We start from the raw sequence: 15,047 nt of genomic DNA, 5'->3' as shown, positions 1-15,047 counted from the left end.
TGTCCGGGATCTTCCGTGCCCGGGGTCAGTCGCGATACTCGACGAGGCAGAACTCGTGGCCCTCCGGGTCGGTCATCACGACGACGACCCCCTCGTCGTAGTCGTGCCGCTCGCCGGTGAACCCGCCGCCGAGCCTCGTCACGGTCGCCATCGCCTCGTCGAGGTCGTCGACCGTCACGTCGAGGTGGATCCGGACCTTCCCCGTGCGGGGCCCGGGCACCGGCTGGAACACCAGCCTCGGTTGGGGGTCACCGCGCTCACCGAGGTAGACCCAGCCCTCCTGCGACGCGCCGGGCTCGCGACCGAGCAGGGCGCTCCAGAACCGGGCGACCCGCTCGGGGTCGACGCAGTCGACGGTGACACCGGACCAGACATTCGCCATCCACCGATCCTGGCAGAGACCGATGAACGTGGCGTTCGTCGGATTCTCGGGCGACCTCGATCGGCCGGTGGTCCGCCGGATGCGGACCCGGGCCCGTTCCTGCGATCATGGGCCGATGCGGGACGCGGCATGAGCATCACCTCCGTGATCAACTACAAGGGTGGGGTCGGCAAGACCACGATCACCGCCAACCTCGGCGCCGAACTCGCCGCGCGTGGCCGCCGGGTCCTGCTGATCGACCTCGACCCGCAGGCCAGCCTCACCTTCTCGTTCTACGCGGCGGACGACTGGGAACGGGACCTCGCCTACGAGAGGACCATCCTGCAGTGGTTCGGGTCGGTGCTGGCCGACGAGCCGACCAGCCCCCTGCACCCGTACGTGCTCACGCCGGAACCGGCCAACGCGCTGTTGCCCGACGGCGGCCGGCTCGACCTCGTCGCCTCCCACCTGGGGCTGGTCGACGTCGACCTCGACATCGCCGCGGCGCTCGGCGGGTCGCGCTTCCAGCACGGCAGCCCGCACTTCCTGTCCCTGCACCGGGCGCTGGCCGACGCGCTCGGCGCCGAGGAGTTCGCCGGGTACGACGACATCCTCATCGACTGCGCGCCGAACTTCACCATGGTCACCCGGACGGGCATCGTGGCGAGCGAGCACATCCTCACCCCGGCCCGGCCGGACTACCTGTCCACGCTCGGCATCGACTACCTGCGCAGCAAGGTCTCCGAGCTGGTCCGCGACTTCAACCGGGTCGCCGCGCCCGGCCCGACCATCGACCCGCAGTACCTGGGCGTGGTGTTCACTATGATCCAGTACGCCTCGGGCGGGCCGATCAACGCGTCCCGCAACTACATGAGGCACACCGACAGCCTGGAGGTCCCGGTGTTCCGGCAGACCGTCCGGGAGAACAAGACCCTGTTCGGCACCGCCGGTGAACGGCGGCTGCCCGCCGTGCTGGTGCCGAACGCCAACGAGACGGTGCAGCACGAGCTTCGGCAGCTGGCCAGCGAGTTCCTGGCCCGCACCCGCCTGTGAGAAGGAGAGTTCCGGTGTCCAACCCCGCCGACCTGGCCCACGCCGTCCTGCTGCGGGTCGCGGACTTCGTCCGCGCGCTGCCCGCCGACCAGCTCACCGCGCTGGCCGACGGCACCGCGAAGCTGGCCGTGGTCGACCGGACGCGGACCGCCCGGCCGGCTGCCGCCGCGGTCCCGGCCGGCCTGGACGTCGACCGGGTTCGCGCCGACCTCGCGGCCATCGGTGACCGGGCGGCCGGCGTGCGGTATCTCGCCGACCTGAAGCTCACCGTGGCGAAGCTGCGGGCGTTGGCCAAGGAGCTGGGCATCGCGGTGCCGGCGAAGGCCAGGAAGGCCGACATCGAGCACGACATCGTGCAGTGGACGGTGGGTCGACGGCTGGACTCGGCCGCGATCAGTCGTCCGCCGGCGCCTCGGGGCTGACCGCGCCGTCCGGCAGCAGCGTCGCCCGCACCTCGGCGAGCACGTCGGCCCAGAACGCCGGCGGGGCGGCGTTGCGCAGCTGTCCGGTCAGGTGCTCGGCCAGCCGGTGTGCCTCCCGCCGGGTGAACGACGCCTCCGCCTCGCCGCCCAGCGGCGGTCGGGCCCGGACCGGGGCGTCCAGCGGCACCGGGTCGCCGGTGCAGACGATGTCGAGGTGGCCGGTGGTGCGGGTCAGCGCCACGTAGAGCAGCCGGTGACCGCGCTCGTCGCTGGCCACGATCTCCGCCGGCTCGACCACCACCACCGCGTCGAACTCCAGGCCCTTGGCCTCCTGCGGGCTGATCAGGTTGACCGAGCCGCCCAGCTCGCCCCGGTCGGCGCTGCTCCAGGCCATGCCGTTCGCGGCCAGCGCCGCCTCGACCGGGCGCCGCTGCCGCGCCGGGCAGACGATGCCGACGAACCGGCCGGCCTCGGCGTGCTCGCGGGCCACCGCGACGGCACGGGCGGCCAGCTCGGCCAGGCCGACCCGGTGCACGCCGGTGTCCGCCGGCCCGTCCCGGACCACCTCCACCGGCGTCACTTCCGGCGCGGCCACCGGCAGCAGCGCCGCCGCGGTCGCGTACGCCTGCCGGGGTACGCGGTAGCCGTACCGCAGCGGGGCGATCTCGGCCGGGTACGTGGCGGGCAGGTGGGCGAGCACCTCCGTCCAGGAGTCGCGCGCCCACGTGCCGGTGGACTGCGCGAGGTCGCCGACCACCGTGAGTGAGCCGGTGGCGCTGCGCCGGGCCACCGCGCGCAACTGCATCGGGGACAGGTCCTGTGCCTCGTCGACCACCACGTGCGCGTAGCGGCGGCCCGGCCCGTCGATCAGGTGCGCCAGCTCGTCCAACAGGGGCAGGTCGGCCGCCGACCAGGTCTCCCGCGACAACCGGTCCGCGCCGCGCCGGTGCAGCGCCGCGATCTCGGCCGGGGTGAACGCCTCGCCCGCGGCGGCCCGCAGCCGCGCGGTGGAGCCGAGCAGGTCGCGCAGCAGACCGGTCGGGGTCTGCTGCGGCCAGAGCCGTTCGGCGAGGTTGCCGACCGCGTCGGACCGACCCGGGTCCACACCGGCGCGGGCCGTCACCAGGGCGGCGAGCCGGTCGCGCAGCAGCCGGCGCCGGCGCGCGTACGGCAGGTCGGCGGCCCGGGCCGAGGCGAGCGCCTCGGCGACCTCGGCGCCGGGCAGGGTGACGAACCGGCCGCCGACCAGGAGCCGTTCGGCCGGGTCGGGGACGCCGATCCGGGCGTCCAGCGCACGGGCGAGCAGGCCGGCCATCCGGGCCTCGCCCTTGATCCGGGCCACGGCGTCCGGCTCGACGCGTCCACGAGGGACGTCCGGGGCGAGCCGGCCGACGTCGCGCAGCTCGACCCCGTCGTCGCCGAGGGCGGGCAGGATCTGCCCGATGTAGCGCACGAACGTCGGGTGTGGCCCGACCACCAGCACGTCCGGGGCCGACATGTCGGCGCGGTGCTGGAACAGCAGCCAGGACACCCGGTGCAGCGCCACGGCGGTCTTGCCGGTGCCGGGCCCGCCCTCGATCACCAGCACCCGGTCGCGCGGGGCGCGGACGAGCGCGAACTGGGCGGCCTGGATGGTGGCGACGATGTCCCGCATGGTGCCGGTGCGGCCGCGGCCCAGCTCGGCCAGCAGGTGGGCGTCGACCGCCTCGGCGATCTCCGCGAGGATGGTGTCGGTCAGGTCGTCGATGGTGTTGCCGGTGCAGGTGAAGGCGCGCTTGCGGCGGATCCCGGCGGGGTTGTCGGCGGTGGCCTCGAACCATCCGGCGGCGGCCGGGGCGTGCCAGTTGACCACCAGCACCTCGCCGTCGGCGTCCCGGATCAGGTGCCGTCCGACGTAGCGGACCTCGCCGGCCTCGTCGTCGATCCGGCCGAAGGCCACCGCGTCGTCGGCCGCGCCGAGCGCCCGGGCGGCGGTGTCGGCGTAGCGGCGCAGGTGAGCGGCGGCGGCGCCGTGGGCGGCGGCGGACGGCAGCCGCGCCAGGTCGTCGCGGCGCCGATCGCGGTGCGCGGCCGCCACGTCGAAGTATGCCTGCTCGGCGGCGATGTCGGCTGCCTTGGACGCCGTGTCGGCTGCCGTGGACACCACGCGACCCTCCCTCACGCCGGTGCCGGCCGGTCCGGCCGGCGGGACTCGGTCGGGGACCACCGTACCGTCCGGTCCGGCGCCGTGCCGACCCCCGCGGGAAGCGCCCATGTCGTTGACCGTCGATTGGTGTGAACGTTAACATCGCCGAAACGTATCGAGGTATGACGATCAATGGTCGAGGGAGTCGAGGAGGCGAGCCAGGTGGACAACAGAGTGGGCCGACGACGCGGGGCGTGGCGGACGGCGGTGTCGGCGGCGGTGGTCGTGGTGGTGGCGGCGGCAGCCGTGCTCACCGGGCACGCCGAGCCGGCGCGCGCGGCGACCGCCATCACCGTCAACGGCGCGTCCGGCGGGCGCACGTTCGACGGCGTCGGCGCGGTCAGCGGCGGCGGCGGCAACAGCCGGCTGCTGATCGACTATCCGGAGCCGCAGCGCAGCGACCTCCTCGACTACCTGTTCAAACCGGGCTACGGGGCCGCCATGCAACTGCTCAAGGTGGAGATCGGCGGCGACACCAACTCCACCTCCGGCGCCGAGCCCAGCCACGAGCACACCCGCGGCAGCATCAACTGCGACCGGGGCTACGAGTGGTGGCTGATGGAGCAGGCCAGGACGCGCAACCCGAGCATCGCGCTGGCCGGGCTGGCCTGGGGTGCGCCGGGCTGGATCGGCAACGGCAACTTCTGGTCCACCGACTCGATCGACTACCTGGTGGCCTGGCTGGACTGCGCGGCCACGCACGGGCTGACCATCTCCTACCTCGGCGGGTGGAACGAGAAGGGCTACAACGCCACCTGGTACAAGAACCTGCGTGCCGCGCTCAACTCCCGTGGCTACGGCGCCGTGAAGATCGTCGCCTCGGACGACTTCGGGTGGGCCGCCGCCGACGAGTCGCTCCGCGACCCGGCGTTCGCCAACGCCGTGCAGGTCTTCGGCAGCCACTACGTCTGCGGCTACCGCAGCGCCCAGAGCAGTTGCCCCAGCTCCGCCAACGCGATCTCCACCGGCAAGCAGCTGTGGGCCAGCGAGAACGGCTCCGACGACTACAACGCCGGCGCGGCGGCGCTCGCCCGGGGCGTCAACCGCGGATACCTCGACGGCAGGATGACCGGCTACATCAACTGGCCGGCCATCGCCGCCATCACCCCGAACATCCCGTGGGCGACCACCGGCGTGGCGGTGGCCCAGCAGCCGTGGTCCGGCGCGTACTCCATCGGCCGCAGCGCGTGGGTGATGGCGCAGACCACGCAGTTCACCGCCCCGGGCTGGCGCTACCTCGACGGATCCAGCGGCTACCTCGGCGGCAACCGCAACAACGGCAGCTACGTCTCGCTGAGGTCGCCCAGCACCAGCGACTGGAGCACCGTCGTCGAGACCATGGACGCCGGCTCGGCGCAGACGCTCGACCTCACGGTCACCGGCGGGCTGTCCACCGGGGTGGTGCGGGTGTGGTCGACGAACGTCCGGTCGAGCAACCCGGCCGACCACTTCGTCCGCGGCGGCGACATCACCCCGGTCGGCGGGCGCTTCTCGCTCACCGTCCAGCCCGGCCACGTCTACAGCATCACCACCACCAGCGGGCAGGGCAGGGGCACGGCGACCAGCCCGGCGGCGGGCGCGCTGCGGCTGCCGTACGCCGACACCTTCGACAGCTACGCCACCGGCCGGCAGGCCCGCTACCTGATGGACCAGCAGGGCTCGTTCGAGATCGCCGGGTGCGCCGCCGGCCGCGCCGGGCGGTGCGTACGCCAGATGTCGGACCAGGCGCCGATCTACTGGACCTCCGGCCAGGCCGAGCCGTACGCCCTGCTCGGCGACCTGAGCTGGCGCAACTACACCGTGTCCTCGGACGTCCTGCTGGAGAAGCCCGGTTACGTCCAGCTCGTCGGGCGCGCCAACACCTACAACCACCAGGGCCCGCAGAACCTCAACGGCTACTACTTCCGAGTCACCGACGGCGGCGCCTGGTCCATCCGGAGCAACAGCACCAGCGGCAACTGGCGCACGCTGGCCAGCGGCACCACGTCGGCCCTGGGCACCGGCCGCTGGCACACCCTGGCGCTGAAGCTGGACGGCGGCACCCTCACCGCGTCCGTCGACGGCGCCCCGGTCGGCGCGGTGTCGGACTCGACCTGGGTCGCCGGGCAGATCGGGTACGGCACCGGCCAGGGTGTCACCGCGCAGTTCGACAACCTGTCGATCATCCCCGGCGACGGTTCCGGCAGCCCGACCGGGGAGATCCGCAGCGCGAGCGCCAACCGGTGCCTGGACGTCAACGGCGCCAGCCAGGCCGACGGCGCGGTGGTGCAGATCTGGGACTGCAACGGTGGGGCGAACCAGCGGTGGACGCTCGGCGCCAACAACCAGCTCACCGTCTACGGCAACAAGTGCCTGGACGTGCCGGGCACCGCGTCGGGCAGCCGCGCGCGGATCATGAGCTGCACCGGCGGCGGCAGCCAGCAGTGGCGGGTCAACGCCGACGGCACGATCGTCGGCGTCGCCTCGGGTCTCTGCCTGGACGTCAACGGCCAGGGCACCGCCAACGGCACCGCGGTCCAGATCTGGACCTGCAACGGTGGCAGCAACCAGCAGTGGGTCCGCGGCTGACCCTCGCGAGGTGTCGATCATGAGGTTGGCGGCCGGACGGGGCGACGTCAACCTCATGATCGTCCCGTCAACCTGAGGTTGACGACGGACATGCGTCAACCTATGGTTGACGCATGGATGAGACCGAACCGCTCACGATGAGCCACCCGGTGCGCCTCGACGAGCTGATCGAGGGCATCAAGAAGACCCGTTCCAACGCACTCGACCAGCTCGCCGACGCGGTCCTGGTCGCCGACCACCTGGGCGACGTCGCCGACCACCTGATCGGGCACTTCGTCGACCAGGCGCGCCGTTCCGGCGCCTCGTGGACGGAGATCGGCCGCAGCATGGGGGTGAGCAAGCAGGCCGCCCAGAAGCGTTCCGCCGCCAAGGTGGAGACCGCCGCCGCGCTCGATCCGAGCGCCGGGTTCGGCCGGTTCACGCCGCGCGCCCGCAACGTGGTGCTGGCCTCGCAGGAGGAGGCGCGGGCCGCCGGGAACGCCGAGATCACCCCGGGGCACGTCGCGCTCGGGCTGCTCGCCGAGCCGGACGGGCTGGCGGCCGCGTTGATCGTGGCGAAGGGCGTACCCCTGGAGATGTTCCGGGAGGCCGTCGCCGCGACGCTGCCGGCGAAGGCCGACCAGGTCCCGGACCTGATCCCCTACGACGCACGCGCCAAGAAGGTGTTGGAGCTGACGTTCCGGGAGGCGCTGCGGATGGGGCACAACTACATCGGTACGGAGCACATCCTGCTCGCCCTGTTGGAGGAGGAGGGCGACGGGGGCGTGCTCGGCGGGCTCGGCCTGCGCAAGGACGCGATGGAGTCCGCGGTGGAGGGCGCGCTGGCGGAGTTGACGCGCAAGCGGGCCTGACCCGGCGTCGGGCACGTGTCACGGGGGCACGTGCCCGACGCGAGCGGTCAGTCGGCGGTGGGGAAGCCGTAACGGGCGGCGTGCTCCGGGTCGGCGGGGTCGACCTGGCGGATGCCGGCGTCGGCGAGTCGCTTGTTCACCTCGTCGAGGCGGTCCCGGACCAGCCGGGCCTCCTCCTCGGTGACCCGGCCCCGGTGCGGCCGGCCGGCGTGGTCGATGGTGCCGTAGTCGATCTTCTCGGCGGCCCGCCGGGCCTTCGGCGGCTTCACCCGCTCGGCGGTGCGCAGGAGCTGCGCCATCGGCACGTCGGTGGCCATCGCGTCGAACTCGCTGGCGGTCAGCACCACCCGGCGCGGCTCGCCGCCGCCGTGCCGGTCGTGGATCTCCACCACGGCCACGTCCAGCGCCGCGTCGTCGATGCTCTCCACGTCGACCGGGGTGGCGTCCAGTTGCACGGGCCCGGCGACCAGGTCCGGGTGCTCCAGCACGACGACCTTGACCACCTCGTCGTCGGGGGACAGCACCTGGCCGGTGAAGTCGGAGACGTGGATCGTCTTCTTGCCCATGCGCGGAGCTTCTCCTGTCGTAGCCGGAAATCGGACCACAAGACGCTACCGCACAGGTGTGCGAAGCCCTGGACGCCCGCCGTCCGGTGTGTCGCCGCGCCTCAGAGACTCCCCTTGGCGGCCACCCACTCGGTGGGCTGGCCGGTGAGTGCGGCGATCCGGTCGTAGTCGGCGTCGTAGTGCAACACCACCGCACCGTGGAGCTCGGCGGTCGCCGCGATGACGAGGTCGGGCAGCCGGAAGTTTCGGTGCTGGCTGTCCGCGGCCAGCATCCGATGAACCGACATGGCCCGGTCCATCGCCTCGGCGGTGACGTCCAGCCAGCGTTGTCCGCGCAGGGCCTGCCAGAGGATTTCGTAGCCCTTCGGGTTCGGGGCGTTGTTCAGGTATTCGAGTGAGGTCGTCTGGCAGGCGGCGAGACGCCCTTCCGCCAGCAGCGTCTCGAAGCGCTTCCGAACGACCGGGTGACGAGCCTGGAGTACGTAGACCGAGGTGTCCGCGAGGTAGATCCGGCCAGCCATCAGGCGGCCGCCTCACCCTCACGCGCGTTCTCGGCCAGCCGGCTCAGGTCCCGCCCGCCGCCGTAGCGCCAGGCCGCGGCTGACTCACTGAAGTCCATCTCGACCTGGTCGAAGGCGGCGACGATCTCCCGGGCCTGCCGGCGGACCGCGAACGCGTGCAGCGCGGCGTTGATCGTGGCCACCTTGGTGTCGGTGCCCAGGGCTTCACGCGCCGCTTCGAGCCACTCGTCGTTCACATCCACCGTGATGCGTGTCATGCCTCCGAACGTAACCAGAATCGCCGCCGCGTAGGCATCAAAGGCGAGCCTGGCGTGGTGCGTCAGCGGGTCGTGAGGCCGCGCCAGGCGGAGCTGTCGGCGGGCTGGGTGTTCAGCTCGGCCCAGGAGAGTCCCCGGTCGCGGGCCTCGCGGTAGCCCGGCTGCGCCGGGAACCGCCCGGCGGAGTCGGCGGCCCGCCAGCTCTGCTCCGCGTCCTGCTGGAATCGGTCGTTCGGATGATTCGGCATGACCACTACCGTCCCAGAGAAACTTGTCCATGTATGGAAATGAATATGACGCAGGATCGATGCGTGCGGTTCCGTCGGGGCGTCAGATTCCTGCAGCCGGCAGGCGGACCACGAATCGGCATCCGTCGCTGATGTTCTGCACCTCTACCCGCCCGCCGTGCGCCTCAACCAATCCGCGCACGATCGCCAGTCCGAGGCCGCCGGACCCGCCCGGCTCGACCGCCGGGGTGCGGGCCGGCTCACCGCGGAACGCCACGTCGAAGACGCGGGACAGGTCGTCCTCGGGGATCCCGCCACAGGTGTCGGCGACGGCCAGCCAGGCCGTGTCGACCTCGCACCCGGCGTCCACCCGCACCGTGCCGTCCTCCGGGGTGTAGCGGATCGCGTTGAGCAGCAGGTTGCCCACCACCCGGGCCAGCTCCCGCTCGCTGGCGGTGACCGTCGGCCAGCCCGCCTCGGGGGCGACGAGCCGGATCCGCCGGGCCGCCGCGAGCGGGGCCGCCCCGGCCAGCGCGTCCGAGACCACGTCGCCGAGCGGCACCGCGGACATCGACAGCCGCAGCGCGCCGGCATTGATCCGGGACAGTTCGAACAGGTCGTCGACCAGTCGGGTCATCCGGTCGGTCTCGACCCGGATCCGGCGGTGGTACTCGGCCACCGTGGCCGGGTCGCCGACCACCCCGTCCTCCAGCGCCTCGGCCATCGCGCGCAGGCCGGCCAGCGGTGTACGCAGGTCGTGCGAGACCCAGGCGACCAGGTCGCGCCGGCCCTTCTCGATCCGTCGCTCCCGCTCGCGCGCCTGGTCGGCCCAGACCGCGGCGGCGGCCAGCCGGCGGCCGAACAGCCAGCCCACCGCCAGGCTCACCACGCCGCCGGCGGCCACGGTGGCCAGCACCACCTGGAGGTCGTGCGGGGAGAGGAACATGGCCTGGGCGACCCCGGCCACCCCGGCGGCCACCGCGCCGACGGTCATGGCCAGCAGCACCGAGATGTGCACCGTGATCGACCGGCCGCGCAGCAGCCGCAACGTCACCGCGCCGACCAGCCCGACGGCGAGCGCAGCGGCCAGCGCCACACCGAAGATCAGCGCGAGGTCACGCATCGGCCGGCTCGTACCGGTAGCCGACGCCCCAGACCGTGACGATGCGGCGGGGTCGCGCCGGGTCGTCCTCGATCTTCTCCCGCAGCCGCCGCACGTGCACGGTCACCGTCGACTGGTCGCCGAAGCTCCAGCCCCACACCCGGTCCAGCAGTTCGGCCCGGCGGAACGCGCGGGCCGGATGCCGCATCAGGTGGGCCAGCAGGTCGAACTCGCGCAACGTGAGGGTCAGCTCGCGGCCGTGCAGGCGGGCCACCCGGGGGCCGGTCTCCACCTCCAGGCCGCCGTCGGCGAGCAGCTCCGGCGGCGCGGCGGCCGGCTCCCCGCCGGCCCGGCGCAGCACCGAGCGGACCCGCAGCACCAGCTCCCGCGGGGAGAACGGCTTGCCCAGGTAGTCGTCCGCGCCCAGTTGCAGGCCGAGGATCCGGTCGGCCTCGTCGCCGCGGGCGGTGAGCATGACGATGGGTACGCCGTCCGGCCGCTCCCGCAGCCGCCGGCACACCTCCAGCCCGTCCAGCACGGGCAGCATCAGGTCCAGCACCACCAGGTGCGGCGGACGGCGGGCCACGCTGTCCAGGGCCGCCGACCCGTCGCCGACGTGCTCGACCTCGTAGCCGGCGTGCTCCAGGTAGCGGCAGACCACGTCCGCGACCGTCCGGTCGTCGTCCACCACCAGCACCCGCTGCGCCACGCGCACCTCCCGCGTACGGAGAGGCCAGCGTAGCCACGGGCGGGAGCGTGAGCCATTGCCAGGTTCTTACGGTGTGCACGGTTCGGAGCGGGTCCGGCGGGCGTACCGTGATCATGTGCTCGACCGACGGCTCTTCCTGCATCTGGCGACCTGGTTGGGGCAGTGGCCGGCGGCACCGGGATGGCACGTGGTCCGCTCCTACCGTCGTGCCCGCCCGGCATGGGACGGTCGGCTGCGCCCGGCGATCGGGGTCGCGGTGGACGGCAGCGCGATCCTCTCCGTGGCGCCGGACCGGGTGGAGGCGGTCCGGGCGCTGATCCGCGGGCGTCCGCGCGACGAGTGGCTGCCCGCGCTGCCGGCGACGGTGGGCACGCCGGAGTTCACCACGCAGGCCGGAGCGTTCCGGTGGTGCACCGACCCGGCGCCGCTGCCCGACGTGGGGGAGTGGCTGCCGCCGACGGTGCCCGGCGCACCGCCCTGGCTGCGCCTGTTCGACCGGGAGGTGCTGGTGGTCCGGGACGACGACGGCGCGTACCTGGCCGGGGTGGGGATCAAGCGGCACGACGCGTACGGGCACGAGTTGGCGGTCGGCACGACGAAGGCGGCCCGGGGGCGCGGGCTGGCCCGACGGCTGGTCGCCCAGGCGGCCCGGCGGGTGTTGGACGAGGGCGCGATCCCCACCTACCTGCACGACGCGGACAACCACGCCTCCGCCCGGGTGGCCGAGGCGGCCGGGTTCCCGGACCGGGGGTGGACCTCGTTCGGCGTCTTCCCGCACTGAGCCCGACCGCGCGCGACGTGGGCGCGGACCGTGGATCCCGGGCCGGATCCACGGTCCGCTGCCTCTCCCCCCAGGTCCCGACCCTGGTAACGCTATGTGTGCGAACGGGTGACGGGCAAGGGACGTGGCGGCGGTTGACCCTGTCCGGTTACGGACTTGACCTGCGCACTCCCGTCGGGCGGGACCGCCGGGCTCAGTGACGCAGCGTGTGGATCACGCTGAGCGCCTGCCGGGTGACCGGTCGCAGCACCCGCAGGCGGGACAGCCCGACGAGCCGGTCGACCAGCGGCACCACGCCGTCGATGAGCTGGCGGGTCTTGACCTGTCCGGGCGAGCGGTCGTGCACCCAGTAGAGCACCACGCCCATGTAGCCGAGCCAGAGCAGTTCCGGCAGCGACTCCCGCAGTTCGTCGTCGAGCTTGGCGGTGGAGCCCGCGAGCACCTCGCGGAAGAGCGACACCGACGCCTCGCGGGGGGCGGACGACTCGGTGGAGAACGGGCTGAGCGGCGAGGTGGGCTCCGCCGCGGTCTTGAAGAACGTGCCGGCGAACGAGTGGTACGGGCTCAGCACGTCCACGCCGGCGTGCAGCACCCCGGCCAGTCGCGGCGCGAAGTCCCGTTCCCGGGCGAGCACCGGGGCGGCGACCGCCCGGTGCTCCTGCTGGGTCTCCGCGTAGAACTCCTGGATCAGGTGTTCCTTCGAGCCGAAGTAGTAGTAGGCGTTGCCCACCGCCACGCCGGCCTCCTGGGCCACCGCCCGCATGGTGGTGCGCGCGTACCCCCGCTCGCGGAACAGCCGCAGGGCGGTGTCCAGGATCAGCCGGCGGGTCTGCTCACCCCGGGCGGTCGACCCGGTGCTCGGGCCACCCGCAGCGGTCGTCGGCGCACTCTGCTCGGTCATCGTCGTCACCGTATCCCGGTTCCCGGATCCGCTCGCGGACCGCGGCGGCGGCCGCCACGACCCGCCGGGCCAGCGGCAGCAGGTGCGGGCGGGCCAGTCGTTCGGCCGTGCGGCGGTGCTCGGCCAGCGCCCACAGGCAGGCGAACCAGGCGCCGTCGCCGGTGTAGACCGCGCCGGTGTCGGCCACCACGGTCAGGTCCCGCAGCGTGGCGTCGTGGTCCAGCCCGGGGAGGCGCCGCCGGGCCTCCGCCGACCCGGCCGGCACGAACTCCAGCGGTACGAGCTGGGCGCGCGAGGCCAGCCACCGCCGGGCGGCCCGGCACAGTGGGCAGTCCGCGTCGTAGAGGACGGTGAACCCGCGGATCCCACCGGCCCCGTGCCCGGTGGGATCCGACGGGTGCCCGCCCGGGGCGGACGTCACCGGGCCGGCGGGATCGGCCCCGCCGGCGGAACGGGGTGCGGGCCGCCCTGGGGTGGGAGCACGGCGACCGGAGGCAGCGGCGGGTGGGTCGCCTGCTGCCGCAGTCGGCCGCGCCGGTAGCGGCCGAGCGCGAACACGTTGAAGAAGTGCAGCGCGCCCAGGACCAGCAGCACCAGCCCCACCTTGAGCGAGAGCTGCTCCAGCGCCTGGCTGGCGTCGCCGACCGGGCCGGACTCCTTCATGGCCACCGTGACGTAGCCCAGGTTGAGCAGGTAGAAGCCGACCACCAGCAGGCTGTTGACCGCGTCGGCCAGCCGGCTGTCGGCGAACACGTCCTGCAGGAACACCAGCCCGTTTCGGGAGAGCGCCCGCGCCACCCAGATGGTCAGGCCGATGCTCACCGCGAGGTAGGTCAGGTACATCCAGACCTTCACGTCCATCCCCCGTCGCCTCTCTTGAACACGTTCAAATTGACGTCGCGCCGAGCGTACGACGTTTCTTGAACGTGTTCAAGTCCGGAACGCGCGCCGGCCCGCCGTCGCGGACGGCGGGCCGGGTCGGGCGGTACGGGTCAGTCGGTCAGGCCGAGCACCTTCGCGGCGGCGCGGCCGTTGGCGTGGCTGGCGCCGTAGGTGGCGACGAAGGCGCGCGCCCCGGCCGGCCGCCAGGCGCCCGGCCAACCCATCTCCACCACCGTCACCGGGTGCGTGGCGGCCAGCGCCTCGATCAGCTCCCGTGCTCCGGGCAGCCGGTGCAGGTGACGCCCGACCAGCACGACCGGCCGGTCCCCGGCGAGCGCGCGCAGCTCGGCCGGGTCGGTCTCCCCGGCCACCGCCCGGGCCTGCGCCACGTCGGCGGGCAGGTGCGGCCCGAGCCCCCACGGCACCCGTCCCTCGGCGATCGTGGAGGTCGCGTGCACCTGCACCACCAGCGGCGCGCCCGCGGCGGTCAGGTCGCCCTCGACGTGCACCGCCCGCAGCGCGGCGGCGTAGCCCAGGTCGGCGGCGACCGGCGCGGGCCCGTCGGCCGGGCCGGTCCAGGCGGCGAGCGCGGCGGTGCGGCCGGCGGCCTCCTCGACCCGGGCCCGGTCCAACCGACCGTCGCCGATCCCCGCGACGATCTCCGCGGCGACCAGCTCGACCAGGGCGGCGTCGACCTTCGCGCCGATGCAGAGCAGGTCGGCGCCGGCGGCCAGCGCCCGGACCGCGGCCGGACCCACCCCGCCGGCCGCCAGCGCGGCGCCCTTCATCTCCAGCGCGTCGGTGATCACCGCGCCGGTGAAGCCGTACTCGTCGCGCAGCAGGTCGACCAGCACGGCCCGGCTGAACGTGGCCGGACCGTCGCCGGTCAGCGCCGGCACCCGGATGTGCGCGGTCATCACGGCCCGGACGCCGGCGTCGACCACGGCGGCGAACGGCGGCAGGTCGCGCTCGCGCAGCACGGCCGGCGGCACGTCGACGGTGGGCAGCTCGTGGTGGGAGTCGGCGACCGTGGCGCCGTGCCCGGGGAAGTGCTTGGCGCAGGCGGCGACGCCGGCCGACTGGAGGCCGGCCACGGCCGCGGCCGAGTGGACCGCCACCCGCTTCGGGTCCGCGCCGAACGACCGGGTGCCGATCACCGGGTTCTCGTCGGCGGTGTTCACGTCCACCGTCGGGGCCAGGTCGAGGGTGAGGCCGAGCGCGGCCAGCTCGCCGCCGATCGCCGCGTAGACCCGGCGGGTGAGGTCGGGGTCGTCCACCGCGCCGAGCGCCGCGTTGCCCGGGTAGGGGCTGCCGGTGGCGTGGGCCAGCCGGGTGACGTCCCCACCCTCCTCGTCGATCGCCAGGATCACGTCGGGACGGCCGGCGCGCAGCGCCGCGGTGGACGCCGCCACCTGGGCCGGGTCGTGGACGTTGGTGCCGAACAGGGTGTGCCCGGCGAGCCCGTCGGCGAGCAGGTCGACCGCCCAGTCCGGCGGGACCGGGCCGGCGTACGCGGCCAGCAACGTGCCCAGCGCGAGCCGACGGAGTCCTGGATCGAGCCCCACGAGTATCCCCTTTCCCTGCCGGGTCGTCCGACCTCTCGGGACCGGGGTGGCCGATACGCTAACGGGCACCCTTCGGCAGGCGTTTTATGGTTAGAA

Annotated in this window: 17 protein-coding genes; 5 read left to right on the top strand and 12 right to left on the bottom strand. The window is 73.6% G+C overall.

Translation table 11 applies throughout. The annotated features are described in order from the left end of the window. Positions 1-25 precede the first annotated feature (25 nt). Positions 26-382 (bottom strand): VOC family protein, encoded by a 357-nt coding sequence (locus CO540_RS13090; protein WP_099162248.1) that lies wholly within the window; start codon positions 380-382, stop codon positions 26-28. A gap of 129 nt (positions 383-511) precedes the next feature. On the opposite strand from CO540_RS13090, the gene CO540_RS13085 reads away from it, so the two are divergent. Then, complete coding sequence (locus CO540_RS13085; protein ID WP_099162247.1) at positions 512-1,414, top strand: ParA family protein; 903 nt, start codon at positions 512-514, stop codon at positions 1,412-1,414. Between the two features lie 14 nt (positions 1,415-1,428). Then, positions 1,429-1,836, top strand: a complete 408-nt coding sequence (locus tag CO540_RS13080; protein WP_099162246.1) for a Rho termination factor N-terminal domain-containing protein — start codon at positions 1,429-1,431, stop codon at positions 1,834-1,836. On the opposite strand, the gene CO540_RS13075 is transcribed toward CO540_RS13080, so the two are convergent. Then, positions 1,808-3,982, bottom strand: a complete 2,175-nt coding sequence (locus tag CO540_RS13075) for a UvrD-helicase domain-containing protein (protein ID WP_157779109.1) — start codon at positions 3,980-3,982, stop codon at positions 1,808-1,810. The two genes, CO540_RS13080 and CO540_RS13075, sit on opposite strands and share 29 nt — an antisense overlap. A gap of 201 nt (positions 3,983-4,183) precedes the next feature. On the opposite strand from CO540_RS13075, the gene CO540_RS13070 reads away from it, so the two are divergent. After that, complete coding sequence (locus CO540_RS13070; RefSeq protein ID WP_371682280.1) at positions 4,184-6,589, top strand: ricin-type beta-trefoil lectin domain protein; 2,406 nt, start codon at positions 4,184-4,186, stop codon at positions 6,587-6,589. A gap of 113 nt (positions 6,590-6,702) precedes the next feature. After that, a complete protein-coding gene (locus CO540_RS13065) occupies positions 6,703-7,440 on the top strand; it encodes a Clp protease N-terminal domain-containing protein (RefSeq protein WP_099162243.1) in 738 nt (245 codons plus the stop codon). Between the two features lie 47 nt (positions 7,441-7,487). On the opposite strand, the gene CO540_RS13060 is transcribed toward CO540_RS13065, so the two are convergent. The 6 genes from CO540_RS13060 to CO540_RS13035 all read right to left on the bottom strand — a co-directional run bounded on the left by CO540_RS13060 (position 7,488) and on the right by CO540_RS13035 (position 10,822). Further along, positions 7,488-8,006 (bottom strand): hypothetical protein, encoded by a 519-nt coding sequence (locus CO540_RS13060; protein ID WP_099162242.1) that lies wholly within the window; start codon positions 8,004-8,006, stop codon positions 7,488-7,490. Between the two features lie 101 nt (positions 8,007-8,107). Further along, positions 8,108-8,527: a PIN domain nuclease gene (locus CO540_RS13055; RefSeq protein ID WP_099162241.1), complete on the bottom strand. Its 420-nt coding sequence runs from the start codon at positions 8,525-8,527 to the stop codon at positions 8,108-8,110. Further along, positions 8,527-8,784 (bottom strand): type II toxin-antitoxin system VapB family antitoxin, encoded by a 258-nt coding sequence (locus CO540_RS13050; RefSeq protein WP_099162240.1) that lies wholly within the window; start codon positions 8,782-8,784, stop codon positions 8,527-8,529. Before CO540_RS13050 ends, CO540_RS13055 begins: the two co-directional genes overlap by 1 nt. A gap of 62 nt (positions 8,785-8,846) precedes the next feature. Beyond that, positions 8,847-9,032 (bottom strand): DNA repair protein, encoded by a 186-nt coding sequence (locus CO540_RS13045; protein ID WP_091584059.1) that lies wholly within the window; start codon positions 9,030-9,032, stop codon positions 8,847-8,849. Positions 9,033-9,114: 82 nt separating this feature from the next. After that, on the bottom strand, positions 9,115-10,134 hold the full coding sequence (locus CO540_RS13040) for a sensor histidine kinase KdpD (protein WP_099162239.1): 1,020 nt from the start codon (positions 10,132-10,134) through the stop codon (positions 9,115-9,117). After that, the gene (locus CO540_RS13035; protein ID WP_099162238.1) at positions 10,127-10,822 is read right to left on the bottom strand and encodes a response regulator transcription factor; all 696 of its coding nucleotides are present in this window, start codon (positions 10,820-10,822) and stop codon (positions 10,127-10,129) included. Before CO540_RS13035 ends, CO540_RS13040 begins: the two co-directional genes overlap by 8 nt. Before the next feature lie 115 nt (positions 10,823-10,937). Here CO540_RS13035 and CO540_RS13030 point away from each other — a divergent pair, with 115 nt between their 5' ends. After that, on the top strand, positions 10,938-11,603 hold the full coding sequence (locus CO540_RS13030) for a GNAT family N-acetyltransferase (protein WP_099162237.1): 666 nt from the start codon (positions 10,938-10,940) through the stop codon (positions 11,601-11,603). Positions 11,604-11,796: 193 nt separating this feature from the next. Here the strand turns inward: CO540_RS13030 and CO540_RS13025 are convergent, their stop codons facing one another. The 4 genes from CO540_RS13025 to CO540_RS13010 all read right to left on the bottom strand — a co-directional run bounded on the left by CO540_RS13025 (position 11,797) and on the right by CO540_RS13010 (position 14,951). Beyond that, positions 11,797-12,504, bottom strand: coding sequence for a TetR/AcrR family transcriptional regulator (locus CO540_RS13025; RefSeq protein ID WP_099162236.1), 708 nt, complete (start codon positions 12,502-12,504; stop codon positions 11,797-11,799). Next, a complete protein-coding gene (locus tag CO540_RS13020; protein WP_099162235.1) occupies positions 12,437-12,925 on the bottom strand; it encodes a thiol-disulfide oxidoreductase DCC family protein in 489 nt (162 codons plus the stop codon). Before CO540_RS13020 ends, CO540_RS13025 begins: the two co-directional genes overlap by 68 nt. After that, on the bottom strand, positions 12,922-13,365 hold the full coding sequence (locus CO540_RS13015) for a hypothetical protein (protein WP_091580796.1): 444 nt from the start codon (positions 13,363-13,365) through the stop codon (positions 12,922-12,924). Before CO540_RS13015 ends, CO540_RS13020 begins: the two co-directional genes overlap by 4 nt. A gap of 131 nt (positions 13,366-13,496) precedes the next feature. Then, the gene (locus CO540_RS13010; protein ID WP_099162234.1) at positions 13,497-14,951 is read right to left on the bottom strand and encodes a glycoside hydrolase family 3 N-terminal domain-containing protein; all 1,455 of its coding nucleotides are present in this window, start codon (positions 14,949-14,951) and stop codon (positions 13,497-13,499) included. Positions 14,952-15,047: the final 96 nt, after the last annotated feature.

The sequence above is a fragment of the Micromonospora sp. WMMA2032 genome, assembly GCF_002688545.1.
Taxonomy (GTDB): domain Bacteria; phylum Actinomycetota; class Actinomycetes; order Mycobacteriales; family Micromonosporaceae; genus Micromonospora; species Micromonospora sediminicola.
Note: the sequence above shows the minus strand (reverse complement) of the source record. Positions and strands in the feature narration are given on the sequence as shown.

Excerpts from the sequence above, each read along its gene's own strand:
- CO540_RS13090 (WP_099162248.1), bottom strand. The coding sequence starts at position 382 with ATGGCGAATGTCTGGTCCGGTGTCACCGTCGACTGCGTCGACCCCGAG.
- CO540_RS13085 (WP_099162247.1), top strand. The coding sequence starts at position 512 with ATGAGCATCACCTCCGTGATCAACTACAAGGGTGGGGTCGGCAAGACC.
- CO540_RS13065 (WP_099162243.1), top strand. The coding sequence starts at position 6,703 with ATGGATGAGACCGAACCGCTCACGATGAGCCACCCGGTGCGCCTCGAC.
- CO540_RS13060 (WP_099162242.1), bottom strand. The coding sequence starts at position 8,006 with ATGGGCAAGAAGACGATCCACGTCTCCGACTTCACCGGCCAGGTGCTG.
- CO540_RS13055 (WP_099162241.1), bottom strand. The coding sequence starts at position 8,527 with ATGGCTGGCCGGATCTACCTCGCGGACACCTCGGTCTACGTACTCCAG.
- CO540_RS13050 (WP_099162240.1), bottom strand. The coding sequence starts at position 8,784 with ATGACACGCATCACGGTGGATGTGAACGACGAGTGGCTCGAAGCGGCG.
- CO540_RS13045 (WP_091584059.1), bottom strand. The coding sequence starts at position 9,032 with ATGCCGAATCATCCGAACGACCGATTCCAGCAGGACGCGGAGCAGAGC.
- CO540_RS13040 (WP_099162239.1), bottom strand. The coding sequence starts at position 10,134 with ATGCGTGACCTCGCGCTGATCTTCGGTGTGGCGCTGGCCGCTGCGCTC.
- CO540_RS13025 (WP_099162236.1), bottom strand. The coding sequence starts at position 12,504 with ATGACCGAGCAGAGTGCGCCGACGACCGCTGCGGGTGGCCCGAGCACC.
- CO540_RS13015 (WP_091580796.1), bottom strand. The coding sequence starts at position 13,365 with ATGGACGTGAAGGTCTGGATGTACCTGACCTACCTCGCGGTGAGCATC.